This is a genomic window from Fructobacillus broussonetiae, from assembly GCF_018437275.1.
In the GTDB taxonomy this organism is placed as follows: Bacteria; Bacillota; Bacilli; order Lactobacillales; family Lactobacillaceae; genus Fructobacillus; species Fructobacillus broussonetiae.
Genome location: NZ_JAAMFK010000001.1, coordinates 49,031 through 66,520, shown reverse-complemented (window position 1 = coordinate 66,520; position 17,490 = coordinate 49,031). Strand labels below are relative to the sequence as shown.

The 17,490-nt window shown below is 46.4% G+C and carries 14 protein-coding genes and 1 tRNA gene; 1 reads left to right on the top strand and 14 read right to left on the bottom strand.

Annotated features, from left to right (window positions below):
• Positions 1–19 precede the first annotated feature (19 nt).
• The 6 genes from hdcA to G6R29_RS00260 form a co-directional block, all read right to left on the bottom strand.
• Entirely contained in the window at positions 20–967 is a 948-nt protein-coding gene (hdcA, locus tag G6R29_RS00285) for a histidine decarboxylase, pyruvoyl type (protein ID WP_213808361.1), read from the bottom strand.
• Positions 968–1,157: 190 nt separating this feature from the next.
• On the bottom strand, positions 1,158–1,670 hold the full coding sequence (locus G6R29_RS00280) for a PBECR4 domain-containing protein (protein ID WP_213808360.1): 513 nt from the start codon (positions 1,668–1,670) through the stop codon (positions 1,158–1,160).
• A gap of 449 nt (positions 1,671–2,119) precedes the next feature.
• Positions 2,120–2,209: transfer RNA gene (locus tag G6R29_RS00275), tRNA-Ser, on the bottom strand.
• 53 nt (positions 2,210–2,262) lie between these two features.
• Positions 2,263–4,104 carry a translational GTPase TypA gene (gene typA / locus G6R29_RS00270; protein WP_213808359.1) on the bottom strand — a complete coding sequence of 614 codons (1,842 nt, stop codon included), beginning with the start codon at positions 4,102–4,104 and terminating at the stop codon, positions 2,263–2,265.
• 50 nt (positions 4,105–4,154) lie between these two features.
• On the bottom strand, positions 4,155–4,949 hold the full coding sequence (locus tag G6R29_RS00265) for an inositol monophosphatase family protein (RefSeq protein WP_213808358.1): 795 nt from the start codon (positions 4,947–4,949) through the stop codon (positions 4,155–4,157).
• Positions 4,942–5,217, bottom strand: coding sequence for a UPF0223 family protein (locus tag G6R29_RS00260; RefSeq protein WP_213808357.1), 276 nt, complete (start codon positions 5,215–5,217; stop codon positions 4,942–4,944). The genes G6R29_RS00265 and G6R29_RS00260 overlap by 8 nt, the downstream gene beginning before the upstream one ends.
• Positions 5,218–5,401: 184 nt before the next feature.
• Between G6R29_RS00260 and def the strand changes: the two genes are divergently transcribed.
• Entirely contained in the window at positions 5,402–5,977 is a 576-nt protein-coding gene (gene def, locus G6R29_RS00255; protein WP_213808356.1) for a peptide deformylase, read from the top strand.
• A gap of 149 nt (positions 5,978–6,126) precedes the next feature.
• On the opposite strand, the gene G6R29_RS00250 is transcribed toward def, so the two are convergent.
• The 8 genes from G6R29_RS00250 to rbfA all read right to left on the bottom strand — a co-directional run bounded on the left by G6R29_RS00250 (position 6,127) and on the right by rbfA (position 17,481).
• Positions 6,127–7,011, bottom strand: a complete 885-nt coding sequence (locus G6R29_RS00250) for a DnaJ C-terminal domain-containing protein (protein ID WP_213808355.1) — start codon at positions 7,009–7,011, stop codon at positions 6,127–6,129.
• Positions 7,012–7,116: 105 nt separating this feature from the next.
• Complete coding sequence (gene dnaK / locus G6R29_RS00245; protein ID WP_213808354.1) at positions 7,117–8,973, bottom strand: molecular chaperone DnaK; 1,857 nt, start codon at positions 8,971–8,973, stop codon at positions 7,117–7,119.
• Between the two features lie 171 nt (positions 8,974–9,144).
• Entirely contained in the window at positions 9,145–9,732 is a 588-nt protein-coding gene (gene grpE, locus G6R29_RS00240; RefSeq protein WP_213808353.1) for a nucleotide exchange factor GrpE, read from the bottom strand.
• The gene (hrcA, locus tag G6R29_RS00235) at positions 9,725–10,756 is read right to left on the bottom strand and encodes a heat-inducible transcriptional repressor HrcA (protein WP_213808589.1); all 1,032 of its coding nucleotides are present in this window, start codon (positions 10,754–10,756) and stop codon (positions 9,725–9,727) included. Before hrcA ends, grpE begins: the two co-directional genes overlap by 8 nt.
• A gap of 249 nt (positions 10,757–11,005) precedes the next feature.
• Positions 11,006–11,959 carry a riboflavin biosynthesis protein RibF gene (ribF, locus tag G6R29_RS00230; protein WP_213808352.1) on the bottom strand — a complete coding sequence of 318 codons (954 nt, stop codon included), beginning with the start codon at positions 11,957–11,959 and terminating at the stop codon, positions 11,006–11,008.
• Between the two features lie 115 nt (positions 11,960–12,074).
• On the bottom strand, positions 12,075–15,830 hold the full coding sequence (locus tag G6R29_RS06570) for a mucin-binding protein (protein WP_213808351.1): 3,756 nt from the start codon (positions 15,828–15,830) through the stop codon (positions 12,075–12,077).
• Between the two features lie 226 nt (positions 15,831–16,056).
• Complete coding sequence (gene truB, locus G6R29_RS00220; protein ID WP_213808350.1) at positions 16,057–16,971, bottom strand: tRNA pseudouridine(55) synthase TruB; 915 nt, start codon at positions 16,969–16,971, stop codon at positions 16,057–16,059.
• Positions 16,972–17,121: 150 nt separating this feature from the next.
• The gene (gene rbfA / locus G6R29_RS00215) at positions 17,122–17,481 is read right to left on the bottom strand and encodes a 30S ribosome-binding factor RbfA (protein WP_213808349.1); all 360 of its coding nucleotides are present in this window, start codon (positions 17,479–17,481) and stop codon (positions 17,122–17,124) included.
• Positions 17,482–17,490: the final 9 nt, after the last annotated feature.

Sequence of the window (17,490 nt, the reverse complement as noted above, 5' to 3'; positions counted from 1 at the left end):
TCCTCCGAAAGAGACTTAATTAATAAGTGATATTATTCTTCTCAACAATTGATTCGTAATTCATTTCCTTTAACCAGTCTTGCAAACTCAACTGACGCATCGTGTTCATCGCATCTTCAGCAGAAGCGTTTGTCCGCTGTGCATTTGGTACAGCGTCAAATGGCATCGTCAAGTAAGGTCCAACCGTAATAGCTGTACCGAATTCGCCAGGCTTTAGCATCGTGTGGGCAAAGCCAATAAACGTTTTCTTAAAGGTCGTCTTAGCATGTTCACCACAATTTGCGATGGATTGTGCCATTGCGGCTCTTCGCGTGTTCAAGTAATCAATCAAGTCCTGTTCGTTATCAGACTCTGTCCAAACACCTGCATCTTCAACATACATCGAAGAGTGGTGGACAGGATCGTCAGCAATGGACAAAGCAATGGCAGACCAGACACCATAACCTTCACCAGGCTTCAATGGACGGTCTTCCTTAGGACGCTTAGCCATCGTTCCCTTGTTTGCACAAGTGATAAAGGCAGCTGGAACAGTCTTGAAACGTGGTTCATCGACCGTTCCTAAGTATTCAACCAATGCATCTTGTAATGGCTTAGCATCATAAATAGGTAGTTCTGAACCATCCCATTGCTTTTTCGTAAACATTGGCTTTTGATTATCTAAAGCCTTGTTATGCAAGAAATCAAAACCAATAATGTTTCCCTGTGGTCCAGTAAAGGATGAAGCCGTCTCCATGTTAATCTGAGCCAAATTAGCGTTCTTTGCCTCGGCCCGATCGTATGACGAAATGTTATCAAGAATATTATCGTCAGTTAACTTAGTGGCAGCAGCATCGACCTTCAATCCGGTCAAATAGCCTTCACCAATATTGCCAGGCTCCAAGTAACCTCGTGAGTAGCCGACATAGTTATTCAATGCCGTACTATCAATCCCGATTTCCCTTGCCTTCTTGTAATCATTCAAATTCATCTCTTACCTCCATAAATAAAAGATCCATTGGCATATTATTAGAAACATTCTATTTTAAATGCCTTTAATTTATTTATACTCTTTTGATACATCAATGTTAAAAAAGTAAAACTGTATTTATATTCGATACTAATGATATCTTTTTAGACAATTTTACAATATAAAGAGAAACGACTAAATTAGTCGTTTCCTATATTTCTTTAGAAGAAAGTTCGATATTTTCAATCTTAATTTTCGGTAAATCCATAAAATTATTAGGGCAACGAATTAAAAAAAGTGTTGAAGGCATATAATACCCATTAGCTTCTGACAAGCCAAGTATGATCATATCTTTTTTACTTATACAATCAGGAATAATGACGCGTACACCTGGTATTCTTCTTGGATTCCTTGTCGTATTCTTCATCAGGAACTCTATCTTTCTATGATGAAAAACTTCTCTCAAAAACTTATAGTTATTAATCCTATTTTTAATAAGATAATAATTTGGATCAGCTTTTACATGTGTATATGTTAATTCTCCTTTATCAACTTTTCCTAATATCTTCTTAGCGCCTTTGGGTATATTTAACAATTTATGAAACCCAAGTAAGTGAGGCAGTTGCTTTTCCTCAAATACAACATGGAATTCTTCTTGACTTGTTTTTATTTCTGCAGTGTACTTGCAAAAGCTTGTTCGGTAATCATCTAAAATCTCTTTCATTTATCACCTTTTTCCATATAAAAAACCGAGGAACTTCCTCGGTTAAGAAATATGTATTGTCAGCGAACCGTAGAAGTCACGATTGAGACGACCTCCGTCATTATCCCGACGGCGGGAGCATGTTGCTGACCGAACACACTTTACTTCCGAAACAACGCAACACGTTGTTTCTATCGTTATTTTACATAGCTCAAATAAATATTGTCAAAAGAATTCATCATTTGATGTCGTTTAGGACACGCAAAATAAAAAAGCGAATGAGCTCCCATTCGCTTCCATTTTACTCAATTATATATTCAATCAATCTTCGGGATTCTCAAAGATGTAATTTTGCATGTGATTGTCACCTTCGGAAAATGTCTTCTCTAATGGTAGCATGATTCGGGTCTGACTTTGGAAAACAACAAAAAAAGGATGAGCAAAAGCTCATCCTCTTTTGATTTGTCTTAAGGAGATAGCGGGATTTGAACCCGCACACCGCCATACGACGGCTCGACGGATTTCGAGTCCGCTGCAGTACCAGATTGTGCCATATCTCCATCAGACCGCTCAAAGCGTTGATTTCAACATTTCGAGCGGGCAAGTAAAGTGATTACTTGTTCTTGCGCTTTGCAGCCTTTTCACGTTCAGAAGTGTTCAAGATTTCCTTACGGATACGAACGTTTTCTGGCGTTACTTCAACGTATTCGTCATCGTTCAAGAATTCAAGTGATGCTTCAAGGCTCATGTCGCGAGGCGTCTTGATAGAAGCCGTTTGGTCCTTGTTAGATGAACGAACGTTAGACTGTGGCTTAGCCTTCGTAACGTTAACTGAGATATCGTTGTCACGGGCGTTCATACCCACAACCATACCTTCGTATACGTCGATTCCGGCACCAACGAACATTTGTCCACGATCTTCAACACCCATGATGGCGTAGTTCGTCGTTTGTCCTTGGTTAATTGAGACCAAGGCACCGTTACGACGTCCTGGAGCCCAGTTCTTAACCATTGGGCGGTATTCTGCATACGTGTGGTTGTAGATTCCGTAACCGTGCGTTGCAGTCATGAATTCAGTTGAGTAACCGATCAAACCACGTGAAGGAGCCATGTAAGTCAAACGAGTCTGGCCGTTTCCAACTGACTCCATGTTTTGCATTTCACCCTTACGTTGGTTCAATGAATCGATAACGGCTGATGAGTATTCATCAGGCGTATCGATTTGAACTTCTTCGTATGGTTCTGACGTAACACCATCGATGTCACGGTAGATAACCTGTGGACGTGAAGCTTGCAATTCGAAGCCTTCACGACGCATGTTTTCGATCAAGATAGACAAGTGCAATTCACCACGTCCAGAAACTGACCAAACACCCGCTTGATCCGTATCGTTAACACGGAGTGAAACGTCGGTGTGCAATTCACGTTGCAAACGGTCTTCGATTTGACGGGCCGTAACGTACTTTCCTTCACGTCCAGCAAAGGGGCTGTCGTTTTGACGGAAAGTCATTTGCAAAGTAGGTTCGTCGATACGAAGCAATGGCAATGCTTCAGGGTGTTGTGGATCAGCAACCGTTTCACCAACGTTGATGTCTTCCATACCTGAAACGGCAATCAAGTCACCAGCCTTGGCTTCGTTGATTTCAACTTGGTCCAAACCGATGAAACCAGACAACTTCGTAACACGGAAGTTCTGTTGCGTTCCATCCTTCTTCATAACCGTAACGTTGTCACCGACCTTGATTGTTCCGCGCTTAACACGTCCGATACCGATACGACCAACGAAGTCGTTATAGTCAAGCATGGCAACTTGGAACTGCAATGGTTCGTCTGAGTTGTCAACTGGTGCAGGAATCGTTTCGAAGACCGTCTTAAAGATAGGTTCCATCGTGTGTTCTTGCGTGTCAACTTCAGGATCCATTGAAGTGGTTCCGTTCATGGCTGAAGCAAAGATAACTGGGAAGTCCAAGTCTTCTTCGTCCGCACCCAATTCGATGAACAAGTCAAGCACTTCGTCGACAACTTCTGCCGGACGGGCACCTGGACGGTCCACCTTGTTAACGATAACGATTGGCGTCAAGTGTTGTTCGAAGGCCTTCTTCAAAACAAAACGTGTCTGTGGCATCGTTCCTTCAAAGGCGTCGACAACCAAGAGAACTCCGTCAACCATTCCCATGATACGTTCAACTTCTCCACCGAAGTCGGCGTGGCCTGGGGTATCCAAGATGTTAATTTGCTTGTCGCCAACACGAACGGCCGTGTTCTTTGAAAGGATCGTGATTCCACGTTCCTTTTCGATGTCGTTCGTATCCATGGCACGGTCGTCCAAGGCAGCTTCCTTACGGGCGTCCATTGTGTCAGATTGCTTAAGCAATTCGTTCACCAACGTCGTCTTTCCGTGATCGACGTGGGCGATGATTGCAATATTACGAATATCTTCGCGAAGATTTGCCAATTTAATGCTCCTTTATTTGCGCTACTCACAAGAAAGACTAGGGCTCTCCCCTAGTCTTTCAACATCTTGACCAATTCGCGATGAATCTTGGTTGTAGCGATTAATACTGTGTTTGATAATAGCATATTAGGACTAGAACAGTCAAGGTTTTTAACCTCGTAGCCAAGCCCTTCAGCAAGCGCTCGGCCGGCCGCCAAATCCCATGGTAATAATTTAGAAAGATAGGCGGTTGCCGACCCAACTAAGAGTCTGGTAAACGTGATACCAGCTGATCCAAGAACCCGGTAAGCCAGGGCTTTCTTTGCCAACTGCGCGTATGGCTTTTCACCGCTCACCAACCGCCGACCGGAAACGATAACGACCGAATTCGAAAGGGACTCGTCTTGTACAGGTGGTAACTTCTCACCGTCCTTGTATGTACCAATCGTTGGCCCACCATGGAAAAGTCGCCCTTCGGGCACATCGTAAATCCAGCCAAGTATGGGTTTTCCGTCTTCGTACAAAGCCAGCATGATTGCGTAGTCCCGATTCTCTTGAACAAAGTTCATCGTGCCATCGATTGGATCGACAAACCAGACCTGGCCGTCCATTGATTCAGCACAGGCCTCTCCTGCTTCTTCACAAACAAAAGCAGCCTCTTCATCCAGCGTTAAGATCTTTTGAATGAGTGCTTTTTGATTCTCCCGGTCAATGTCGGTCACGAGATTTCGCTTGTCGCCATCCTTGTAGCAAACCTTCAAGTCATGCTTCTCACGCTTTTGTCGTGTTGCTTTGGACAGCTCGTCAATCCACTGACTCACTCGTCGATCTAACGCAATTAACTTGTCTCCTCTGAGATCAAGCACCAGTAATCACCTTCGATCCACTTTCTTTTGCCATTTTCATCGTCTTATAAATGGAGTAACCTGTTTGTTCCTCAAAGTCTCGATCAAAGGTTTTTTGCTCAGACTTAGAAGGCATCACCTGCACGAAGTGCTTGTGGGTCTCCATCAAGTAGTTGCGGTCGCAACCACCCTCGTAAACCTGCAAAACAGCATCCACAAGGTTTGAAACAGCAATCATGTCTTCCGTATTCCAGTTCCCATCAATTGGTAGTTGGTAATTATCAGCCATGGTCAAACTCCTTTATTTGTTTTACAGGTCTAGTGTAACAAGGACCGACGGGCATTTCTAGGTGCAAAGTCCAGCAAAAAGCCGTTCTTGTCGCACTTTTCTTCAGCCTTGTTCGGCTTTGACTTTGCCATGAACAGCCGTGTTTTGCTATAATAAACCTACTTAAAGAAAGTAGGAGTTAACCATGACCATTCGTTTTACCATGGACAAAATCACAAAGGATGGCGACCCCGTCTTGCGCAAGCAGGCCGAAAAGGTCCCATTCCCATTGTCAGCCGAACACAAGCAATTGGCTGAAGACATGATGACCTACTTGGTTGTTTCCCAAGACCCAGAGGAAAACGAAAAGTACGGTTTGCGCCCAGGCGTTGGCCTCGCAGCCAACCAGGTCGGCGAATCATTGCAAATGGCGGCCATTCTTATCCCGTCAGAAGACCCTGCCGAAGAAGACGAAGAACCATACTTCAAGGGCGTGATCTTCAACCCCGTTATCATCTCTGAAACGGTCGGCCGCACGGCCCTTGAAACCGGTGAAGGTTGCTTGTCCGTCGACCAAGACGTACCAGGATTCGTTCCCCGTTCAAAGAAGATTAAGGTTCGTTACCAAGACGAAACGGGTGACACGTACGAAAAGACTTTGCGCAACTACCCTGCCATCGTTTTCCAACACGAAATCGATCACTTGCACGGTAAGTTGTATTACGATCACATCGACAAGGCTCACCCTTGGGAAGTCGACGACAATACAAAGTACGTTTAAACGTCTAATAAAAAAGCTCACCAAAAGGTGGGCTTTTTCTTTATCTAAAAAGGCCCGTCGGAACACGGGCCTTTTTACGTGGGATATTGTTGGTATGCGGTGATAAAAAAGAGGTTCGAGTGTGAAACACCCGAGCCTCTTTTTGTTTTTTACTTTTTAGCTGAAGCTTCCGCAAAGGACTTCAAAGCATTCTTCTGGTCCTTGTTCAACTTCTTTGGCACCGTCACGTTGATGACAACGTACTGGCTACCGTAACCGGATCCGCGCAAACGTGGCGCACCCTTACCGGCCAAACGGAAGCGACGTCCGTTTTGCGTACCAGCTGGCACCTTCATCTTCACGTCACCGTGCACCGTCTTTACCGTGATTTCAGCACCCATTGCCGCCGTCACAAAGTCGATGTCTTGTGCCAAGTAAATATCCGCCCCATCACGTTCGAAGCCTTCCTTTGAGGCCCCGACTGAGAAGACAACGAACAAGTCTCCACTTGGTCCACCGTTAACGCCAGGTTCACCTTGGCCAGCCAAACGCATTTGTTGACCAGTCTCAACACCAGCAGGCACCTTCACCTTCACTTCGTGTTGCTTTGAATCGCCCTGAGACTTCTGGTACTTCACGTGCTTTTCAGTTCCGAAGATGGCCTCTTCAAAAGTCAAGTGCATGCGGTACTGCAAGTCACGTCCCTTACGAGGGGCATTTGGATCCTGCTGGAATCCGCCACCAAACATCTGGCTAAAGATATCACCCAAATCGGAGAAGTCGCCGAAGCCTTGTGCTCCGCCGCCACCGAATCCGCCAAAGCCACCCTGGCCGTTGGCACCGGCTGCACCAAATTGGTCGTATTGTTGACGCTTTTGTGGGTCACCCAACGTTTCCCAAGCTTCTTGTACTTCCTTGTACTTTTCTTCAGCACCCGGTTCATGGTTCAAATCGGGGTGGTACTTCTTGGAAAGCTTTCGGTAGGTCTTTTTTAATTCGTCCTGGCTGGCTGTCTTTGAAACACCCAAGCGATCGTAAAATTCTGTATTATTCACGAGCAACTCCTTTATTTCTTGATATGTACAACAAGGACGCCTTTGAAAACGTCCTTGTTTTAATTGAAGTCGTTCAATCCTTTTGGCTTTTACGCCGGGATTGAATTACTTCTTGTCGTCATCGTTAACTTCTTCGAAGTCTCCGTCAACGGTGTTGTCATCTTGTGCTTGGCCTTGTTGACCTTGGGCACCTTCTGCTCCACCTTGTGCTTGTTGAGCTTGTTGGTAAAGCTTCGTTGCGAGTTCTGAAGCAACCTTTGACAATGCGTCGGACTTTTCCTTCAAGTCAGTCAAGTCAGCATCTTCAGCAGATGCGTCTTCCTTGGCCTTCTTCAAGTCTTCCAAAGCATCCTTCGTTGGCTTTACTTCGTCTTCAGACAACTTGTCACCAACTTCTTCCAACGTCTTTTCAGTTTGGAAGATCAATTGGTCGGCGTTGTTACGAGTTTCAACGTTTTCCTTCTTCTTGTTGTCGGCTTCTTCGTTTGCCTTGGCGTCGTTCATCATCTTTTCGATTTCTTCGTCTGACAAACCACCGGCAGCTTGAATGGTAATCTTTTGTTCCTTTTGCGTTCCCAAGTCCTTAGCGGAAACGTTAACGATTCCGTTACGGTCAATATCGAAGGTAACTTCGATTTGTGGGACACCACGTGGAGCGGCAGGAATGTCTGCCAATTGGAAACGACCCAATGTCTTGTTATCAGCAGCCATTGAACGTTCACCTTGCAAGACGTGGATGTCAACGGCTGGTTGGTTATCAGCGGCCGTTGAGAAGACTTGTGACTTAGAAGTTGGGATCGTCGTGTTACGTTCGATCAACTTCGTGAAGACACCACCCATCGTTTCGATACCAAGTGACAATGGCGTAACATCCAAGAGGACAACGTCCTTAACATCACCAGTAATCACACCACCTTGAACAGCGGCTCCAAGAGCAACGGCTTCATCAGGGTTGATTGAGTGGTTTGGTTCCTTACCAGTCATCTTCTTAACTGAGTCTTGAACTGCTGGGATACGAGTTGATCCACCGTTCAAAATAACTTCGTCGATGTCTGAGAATGACAAACCAGCATCCTTCAAGGCGTTCATAACTGGTTGTTCGGCCTTCTTAACCAAGTCAGCAGTGAGTTCGTTGAACTTTGCACGCGTGAGTGACGTTTGCAAGTGCAATGGGCCTTGGTCACCAGATGCGATAAATGGCAAGTCGATTTGTGCTTCAGTAGCTGAAGACAACGTCTTCTTTGCCGTTTCAGCAGCATCCTTCAAACGTTGCAAGGCCAACTTGTCTTGCGTCAAGTCGATACCGTTTTCCTTCTTGAATTCGTCTGCCAAGTAATCGATGATCTTTTGATCAAAGTTGTCACCACCGAGGTGCGTGTCACCGTTTGTTGACAATACTTCGAAGACACCGTCTCCCAATTCGAGGACAGAAACATCAAACGTTCCTCCACCCAAATCGTAAACCAAGATCTTTTCGTCCTTGTCCAACTTATCCAAACCGTAAGCCAATGATGCGGCCGTTGGTTCGTTAATGATACGTTCAACCTTCAAACCGGCAATCTTACCAGCATCCTTGGTTGCTTGACGTTGGGCATCGTTAAAGTATGCAGGAACCGTGATAACGGCCTGGTCAACCTTTTCACCCAAGTAGTCTTCAGCGTATCCCTTGATGTATTGCAAGATCATCGCTGAGATTTCTTGTGGCGTGTATTCCTTGTCTTGAATCTTAACCTTGTAGCCAGCTTCTCCCATGTGTGACTTGATTGATGAAATCGTGTCTGGGTTCGTGATGGCTTGACGCTTTGCGACGTCACCCACTTGGGTTTCACCGTTCTTAAATGACACAACAGATGGTGTCGTGCGGGCACCGTCTGGGTTAGTAATAATCTTTGGCTTGCCACCTTCCAATACGGCAACAGCAGAGTTCGTTGTTCCTAAATCAATTCCAATAATCTTTGACATAAGTACTACCCTTTCTTTCTTTGATAAACAATCGTTAGCTTTTTTCGGTGTGGTGCGTTAGACGCTGAATCACCATGGGGAAGTCGGCGTGTGATCGGCGACTTTCCACCGCGTTTGTGAGCCACGAAGTGGCGTTTTCACATAATTGGTATGCAAATTTTATAAGTGTGCTTATTGAGCAACCGCTACCATTGCTGGACGGATCACTCGGTCTTGCAACTTATAACCCTTTTGCAACACCGCCGCCACTTGGTCAGCCTTCACGTCTCCTTCAGCCGGCACCGACTGCACACCCTGCATCGTATTCGGATCAAAGTCGTCGCCGACCTTTCCCACTTCTTCGATACCGTGTTCCGTCAACGCCGCCTTCATCGTCTTCAACGTAATCTCAACGCCCTTGTGGATCTGAGCCACCTTGTCGTCGCCGTCCGTTTCAACGGCCAGCGCACGTTCCAAGTTATCGACCACCGGCAAGATTGATTCCGCCAACTTCTGGCCATCATACTTGCGGATGTTTGCGATTTCTCGTGCATTTCGGGTCTGAATGTTTTGTATCTCAGCCTGTGCACGAAGCAACTCGTCGTCCTTCTTTTCCAAGGCTTCCTTCAATTCAGCGACCTGATCCTTTTCCTTGGCTTCTTCTGCCTTGGCGTCGGCGTTCTTCGTAGCGTCTTCAGTCACGGCTTCATCAACCACTTCTTGTTCTTCTACTTTTTCTTGATCTTTCTTAGACACAGAAGTCTCCTTTTTGTTATCCATATTCAATCAGTTTCTCATCCAGTGCCGAAGCAAAGGCTGAAAGCAAACGAGCGAGTTGCGCGTACGGCAACCGAATTGGGCCAACCAAGGCAATCACCCCGCTGTCATCGTTTCCGACCGTAAAGGCCGTCGACAACATCGCGAAGTCTTGCAGGATTGGCGTCTTCAACTCATCACCCAAGCGGATGTTTACCTTCCCCTTCTTGGCCTTTGCCAAGTGGCGAACCGCATCCGGCGCATCGAAAAGTTCCAGAACCTTTCTGGCCGTCTTCACATCCAGGTAAGCGTCATCTGCCACCTCCAAGAGGTTCAGCCGACCACCCAGGTGCACCGTCTCAGCCACCGAACGGGCCAAGACATCACCGAAGAGTTGCAGAAAGGCAGCTGGGCTTTCAATGTTTCTTGAAAGCAAGACCGGCAACTGCTCAGATGTCATCAATGACAACACCTCGTGCACCGGTCGCCCAACCATCTGAGCGTTAATGTAGCTCACCATCCCGTCCAGCGAATCGAGCGTCACTTCCTTAGGCAACCGGAAAGTCTGGGAAGTTACCTTTCCATCCGATGTCGCCAGAACGGCAATCACTTGCCGGTTTTCTAACGGTATCAATTGGAAGGAAGAAATCTTCAGGTTAATCGGTTTTGGCTTCAACACCAAGGCCGTTAACCCTGTTTCCTTCGCCAGGAACTTTGCGGTTTGATCTAAGAAATCATCCAGCTCATGGAAATTCCCGTGAATCTGGTTAGCAACCCGTTTAACGTCCTCTGGGGAAACCCCGGAAGAAATCATTAAGTTGTCCAGGTAGTAACGGTACCCTTCCAAAGACGGTACACGTCCAGCGGAAGTGTGCAGCTTCGTTAGAAGGTCTGCGTCTTCCAAATAAGACATTTCGTTACGAATCGTCGCTGGCGAAACATCGATATTCAACTGATCGTGTAAGGTCTTCGACCCAACTGCGTGGGCCGTTTGTGTGTACTGGTAAATGATGGCCGCTAGTATCAGCTTTTGACGTTCGGTCAGCACCACAACACCTTCTTTTCTATCTTTAGCACTCGATTACCTCAACTGCTAATTTAAATTATACACGCCATTATATAGAATGCAACCCTTTTTAGCACTCTTTTTATTCGAGTGCTAATTTTGCTTTTGAGACTTTTCTTCGCCCGCATCGAAAAGGTTGATAAATCAAAGTTTTCAACTGCTTTTACTGATTTATTAATGTCGCCTTTTTGTTGTTCAATTAGCAGACAAAATAAAAAAAGCTGAGTTTCCTCAGCTTTTTCCGAAGTATTTTCTAGTGTTTGCTTCGTCATTTTCTAATTGCGCGATTAGTCCGTCCACGGATTCAAAGGCCACTTCACCACGAAGCCGGTGCTCCCAGTGAACCTTTACCGGTTCACCATAGATCATCTCACTCCAGTCGAGTAAGTTAATCTCAACCGTGACAGGGCGTCCTTCTCCAAAGGTCACGTTGCGACCGATGGAGGCCATCCCCATCACTTCCTGACCATCGACCTCAACGCGAACCACGTACACACCTATGCCTGGAAGAAACTCTGTCTCCGGCGTCCAGATATTAATCGTCGGATACCCAAGCGTGCAACCACGTGCATCTCCGTGCACCACCGTTCCCGTTGTGTGGTGGGTGCGGCCAAGGGCTGCTGTCACTTGTTCAAGGTCGCCTTCTGTCAGTTGCTTCCGGATTGTTCTTGACGCAATTTTTTGGCTATCGTTTTGCCCGAGCGTTTGCTTCTGCACAGCAATCACGTCGAATGCGCCGTTTGCAAACTTTTGCAGGTGGGCCATGTCCGCCTGCAGGTCCTTTGCGCCATAGTAGTGGTCAAATCCAGCTACGACCGCCTTTGCTTTTAGGGGCAAGAGGACGTTTTGCACGAAAGCTGTCGGTTGGAGCCCGGCAAGCTTCGAGGTGAGATTGAGTCGGTAGACGCGATCGACACCGAGAGAGCTTAGGAGGGCGACTTTTTCCGCGATTGGCGTCAAGTCATGCCATGGCAATTCCTTTTTTTCAAACACCAATCCCGGGTACGGCGTGTACGTCAGCACCGAAAGCGGCAATCCCATTTCCTCCGCCTTCTTCTTCGCTTCAGCAATCACCGCCTGGTGGCCCCTGTGCACCCCGTCGAAGTACCCCATCGCGATGACCTGGTCCGTTGCTATGAAATTGTTTTCATCCAATGGATAGTGAATATCATACAGTTCTGTCATATTTTTTATTATATCGTGTTTTATATATTTTTCACGGATTTAGCAAAAAACGAGCGCGTTTGTGCACTCGTTTTCGATACAAATCGTGTCGGTTTATTCGTTTGATTAACAGATTTTACCGGAATTTCTTAAACAATAAATAACCAACCGCCGCTACAGGAAGAGTAATCGCTGCCGTAATCCCGATGGTACGACCAAGTTTAAAGCCAGCTTCGTTGGCTGACGTCTTTTCTGAATCGTCCGCTTTCTTATCAGTGCGCTTATCCTCAGAAGGCTTTGACTGAACGTCTTGCTTCTTATCAGTACGCTTTGATTCTTCGGCCTGTTGTTTTTGCTGGCCGGCCTGTTCCTCCACATTGTTGTTCTTCTTATTATTGGTAAAGAACTTGTGGAATGGATTTTCAGGCGTAGCTGGATTGTTTGGCTGATCAGGGTTCACTGGTTCCTCCGGATGATTTGGCGTGTCTGGTGAGTTTGGTGAATTTGGTGTGTCAGGTTTGTTTGGGGTGTCTGGTGTGTTTGGTTCGTCCGCCTTTTTGACATAAGTGATAGTGATTGTTTCATTACTATCATCACCCTTTACACCCTTTTGTTCACTAACTTTGGCTTGGCTAGGTGCTTCATAGCCATCTTGGCTTGGCATATTAAAGGCCGCGAAATCATCATCCCCGATGACTGTCCAATCGCCGTAGTTCATGACATTTCCGTTCACATCGTCTACTTCCGCCGTGCGTTGGAAGTGTACTTCTTGAACGATCGGGTCTTGGATGTTCTGCTTCGTCTTCTTATCTTGGAAGACAATCGTACGGCTAACTGTCTTTTGCAGGTCCTTCGTATCAACCTTACCCGGATTCTTCACATCAACGACTGTCATTGGGTCGTATGTGACCGTGGCTTCTTCGGTTGTCGCAGCGTCATTGGCGTTAAAGGTCTTCTCTGACAAATCACCCGCCGTCAGCTTAGGAGATGAATAGTGCTTTCCATCGTGTTGAATGTCCTTTAAGTCAAGGGAGCTGAAGTCATCCCACTTAGACGTTGAGCCATGTGCCAGCGTCCAGGTGATTTGGCTAGGGTTAACCAGTTGCTTCGTGTGGTAGTCGTATTCAGCTTGTCCCACGAAGTCCACACGTTCAATCACGTCGTTCATCAGCGTTTTCTCGCTATCTGTGGCGGACTTAAAATGAATCGTCCTTACCATTTCCTTCTGCAGGGCTTGGCGGATGGCGGTTGGAAGCGTGGTGTCGGTGCCGGATACGGAGCCGACTTTATCGTTGTACGTCACCGTTTGATTGTCGACACTAGAGTTGTCGATATCTTGCGTGGATGGCGTCCACTCGGCTACCTTGCTATCCCCGTTAATGACGTAACCGTCACCGCTTTTATCAGGGGCTGTGAAGGAATCAAACTTAGTCTGTCCCTCAGCCTTCCATTCAGTGAAGTGGGCACTGTTATTGTCAGCAGCATCCGTGTATCCAGTGCGTGAATACGTTAGTGTTTCTGTACGATCTGGTTCAACCTGTTCACCCTTAGCATTCTCAAAGTGAACAATTCGCTTAACAGTGTGCTTTAACTGTGACTGATCTGTGATGGTATCGTGGCGGTGATTGTATTGAATCGTCACGGCCTCGTTGTGACCATCTTGGACATTGTTGGCATCGGGTGTCTCAGAATCAATCGTTTGAGGTTGGCCCTTCGCTAAGGTGTATTGACGATTGTCACCATAGTTAGTAGGCGTATCGAACCCGTTAAAGGCCCCTTCCTGTTGCCATGCACCATAGACGACCCCATGCGTCACATCGTTATAGGTTGCAGAACGCGTGAAGTGGATGGTTTGAACGTCAGTGTTAATATCCTTCTTTGAGTCAGCGTCGTAATAGTGAATGGTACGCGTGATGGTCTTATCGAGGTCAGACTTCTTGATTTCAGCGGGCAAGTTTTGACTATTCGAGTCGAACTTTTCCGTCTTTTCCTGATAGGTAATCCATTGGTCGAAGACTTGGTTATCGTTAATCTGGTCTTGAGAAGGATTAATCGAATCCGTCTGTCCTGGTTGAGCATCAACGTAACCCTGAGCACTCATGTCAGGCGCAGTACGTTGCTGAATTCCCTGTGCCCCATTTGGAAGCTTCCAGTCAGAAGCTGGTACAAATTTTCCAGTTGCCAAATCCTGGTAACCATCACGAACATACTCTTGGGTATCCGTTCGACTCTGCAACATGCTTTCGCTGTTATCAAACTCTTCATCCGTTTTTGCATCCTTCAAGTGAACAACACGTTTAACGGTACGCGTCAAATCATTTTGATCAGCTTGCCCGTGTGCATGAACGTACTTAACTGGGACAACATCATCTTTATTCCAGGCGTTGATTTCATCTTGACTCAGTGTTTGTTCAGCAACCGTCTTTTGGCTATCATCTGCTAAGTTATATTTGCCGTCAATTGTCGTATTATTCGTGACTGATCCAAACTTATCCGCACTACCGTCAACCGGCTTCCATTGACCGTAGGTCACACTACCCGTTGCATAGTCGTAGGTCGCCTCGCGTTGGAAGTGGAGCGTTTGGGTCTGTGGGTCGCCGATGTTTTGGTCATGATTATCTTGGTCGACCGCTTGCACTTTGCGCGTGACCGTTTTATCGAGGTCTGCCTTTGAGACATTATCCGGCAAATTGCTATCATTAGCACCAAAGGTCTTCACGCGGTCCTTGTAAACGGCAGTGTAGGTTTGGTCTTGGCTCTGGTCGTTAAAGTCAGAACCGGCCACGGCTGCAAATTCAGCGGCACTCAATGTTTGTCCGTTAGGTCCCTCAATATGATCCAGTTCATACTTGCCATCATCGGTTATTGACTTTGGTTGAAGCTTATCCCATGTGCCTTGTTCGACACTGACTTTATCATCCCCGATTTGCTTATGGGTGAAATCAGAAATTGTCTTGGTCTTATTGATAGTGGCCGTCTGCTTACTGTCTTGCATGTTTGCAAGCGGTTTGTCATCCGGTCCCACGTATTGGAGAGTGCGGGTGACATTGCGGGTGCCGTCAGATTCGTCGTGCGTATGCTGTGACTTTAGATTCAACGTCAATTGAATCTTGTGCTCACCCGCTTCGTCTGGTGTGTAGGTCTTGTTGTTACCGGCAGCGAGACGGAAGTAACCGTTATCTCCGTCTGCTGATTGATTATTATAAATACCGTACAAACCATTAGGTTCATGAACGTCATAAAATGACTGAATATTCTGATCATCCTCGGTTGCAGTATAGGAGTCAAATTTAACGTTTTCTTCGGTTAACTCTGGAATCGAAGTAACGTCTGGATAAGTAGAATCAGTGGCTCCACCATTGTAGTTTACGGATGACATCAAGAAACGGATACCATTGTTTTCAGCTGGTACCCATCCTGCATGATTGCCATAACGCTGTGGTAAATCAGGATCTTGACTCGCTTCATCAAATGTCCAAGTACGATGATTGTCACTATCAACAGTCAACGTTTTTGTAATCGTGGGCTGCGTGGTCAATGTCTTATATTCGCTTCCATCGACGTTAATCGTTACTTTTTGTTGCATCGTCAACGTGAACCAACGTTTGTCAATATTTCCTGGATTCTTATATGTATAGGTACCGGCGTCCAAATGTTCAGGCAGTGCATGTAATTCCCCACTATTCGTATCATCGGCTTCATCGTCCTTGTTGGAACTTGGAGTGTGACCGTACGTCCCACTATCACCTACTGGGTTTGCTCCAACAGAACCGGGTGTAGCGACCGCCAACACACCGAAACTGAGCACTGAAGCGACCACCCAGTTTTTCTTCACTTTCTTGAGCTTTTTCTTTTCTACTCGGCTTAAGTATGGATTAACTTTCGAATTCATTTTATCCTTCTCCCTTGATTAAATGATTCATTCACAAAGAGAATGCCACTCCAGTTTAGAACAAAAATTTCAATATTTCTATTCTTTTTAACTTATTGTAAATAAAAAGAAACATAGAAAGCGAGTCCTATGTTTCTTTAACCATTTATTTTGTATCGTAACTTCCAGATAAGCAATCACGTACGGGTCTGACTTTTTTAAGGAAAGCACCTAAACCACGGACTGTTTATAGAAAGTAGTAACGGGAGCGCCAGAGCTCTTCCTCGTCGCTGTAGCGGTAGACTGCAACGAGTTGATCCTCGTAATAGAGCTGGTAGAAGCCCTCGTCCGTCTTTGGCCATGAGCTAATCTTACGGCCGTTTTTCACCCAAGTAAACTCCACTTCCGTGAGGTCCTTGCGCTCGTATGGCAGGACGTCAGAAATTGGCTTCAACTTCGCCTTAATCCCCTCTTCGTCCAATTCCATCAGTTCCTCTAAGGTTGTTGCTTCTTCGATAGAGAAGCCGGACCCGCCCACGCGCGTCAGAGACGTCATGGTAGCCGGCAAGCCGAGCTTTTGACCGAGGTCATAGGAAAGTGTGCGCACGTACGTTCCCTTGGACACCACCGCGTCGAAGTCAATCTGTTGGTATGGTTGGTTTTCGACCCACTTAAGGGCAGAGGTGGGCGCAAACTCGTAGATCGTGGCCTGGCGTTGTGGGAGCTCAACTGGCTCGTTGGCACGGGCGTATTCGTAGAGGCGTTTGCCGTGGACTTTGACAGCGGAGTAAATTGGCGGAATCTGAATGATATCGCCTTCGAGGCTCTTGAAAGCTGCCTTGAGTTCGTCTTCGTTGATTCCTTCAGAAAGCGGCTGATCTTCTACCACCGCACCATCTGAATCCTGGCTCTCGGTTGAGTATCCAAAGGTCACGGTTCCCTGATAAGTCTTTGGCACAGTCTGAAGCAAATCGATTAACTTTGTCGCTTTACCCAGTGCCACGACCAATACTCCATCTACGTTTGGATCAAGCGTTCCGGCGTGGCCGATTTTCTTCTGTCCTGAAATTCGGCGCAGACGGGCCACAACGCCAAATGACGTCATGCCCTTGGGCTTGTTTACCACAAGAAGTCCCGTTAAATTGCTTGTCTGTTTGGCCATGCTATTCTCCGTTCCAGCAAAAAAGCCGGTCATTTAAAGTGATTTCATCGGCTTTTATTTTACCGGTTTAGGGCTGTCTTTTCAATTGCGCACGGGTCTGACTTTATCATTTTCCACATAAAAAAGAGCCCCGAAGGGCTCTTTTAATTCTTACTTGCCTTCTTTTTGGTGAAGTTCACGAATCAATGCTTCGATGTGATCACCGTATTGGATGGAATTATCCAATGAAAAGTGCAATTCTGGAATCTTGTAGACGGTCAAGCGGGAACCAAGTTCGCGACGGATTAAGCCAGTCGCTGCTTCGAGCCCTGCTTGGGCCTTCTTTCGATCAGACGCGAGGTCTGAAAGAATTGAGTAGTAAATCGTGGCGATTTGAAGATCACCAGTCACATCAACGGACGTTACCGTCACGTCTTGGACACGGGGATCGTTCACTCGCTTCAAGATCAAATCAGTCACGTCTTTTTGGATTTCCTGAGCTAAACGCCCAGCGCGTTGTGCATTTGCCATATCCGCCTC

Bases quoted from the DNA above. Each gene is read 5' to 3' on its own strand.
- rbfA (WP_213808349.1), bottom strand. From the start codon at position 17,481: ATGGCAAATGCACAACGCGCTGGGCGTTTAGCTCAGGAAATCCAAAAA.
- G6R29_RS00280 (WP_213808360.1), bottom strand. From the start codon at position 1,670: ATGAAAGAGATTTTAGATGATTACCGAACAAGCTTTTGCAAGTACACT.
- ribF (WP_213808352.1), bottom strand. From the start codon at position 11,959: ATGACAGAACTGTATGATATTCACTATCCATTGGATGAAAACAATTTC.
- def (WP_213808356.1), top strand. From the start codon at position 5,402: ATGACCATTCGTTTTACCATGGACAAAATCACAAAGGATGGCGACCCC.
- truB (WP_213808350.1), bottom strand. From the start codon at position 16,971: ATGGCCAAACAGACAAGCAATTTAACGGGACTTCTTGTGGTAAACAAG.
- dnaK (WP_213808354.1), bottom strand. From the start codon at position 8,973: ATGTCAAAGATTATTGGAATTGATTTAGGAACAACGAACTCTGCTGTT.
- G6R29_RS06570 (WP_213808351.1), bottom strand. From the start codon at position 15,830: ATGAATTCGAAAGTTAATCCATACTTAAGCCGAGTAGAAAAGAAAAAG.
- grpE (WP_213808353.1), bottom strand. From the start codon at position 9,732: ATGGATAACAAAAAGGAGACTTCTGTGTCTAAGAAAGATCAAGAAAAA.
- hdcA (WP_213808361.1), bottom strand. From the start codon at position 967: ATGAATTTGAATGATTACAAGAAGGCAAGGGAAATCGGGATTGATAGT.
- G6R29_RS00260 (WP_213808357.1), bottom strand. From the start codon at position 5,217: ATGGCTGATAATTACCAACTACCAATTGATGGGAACTGGAATACGGAA.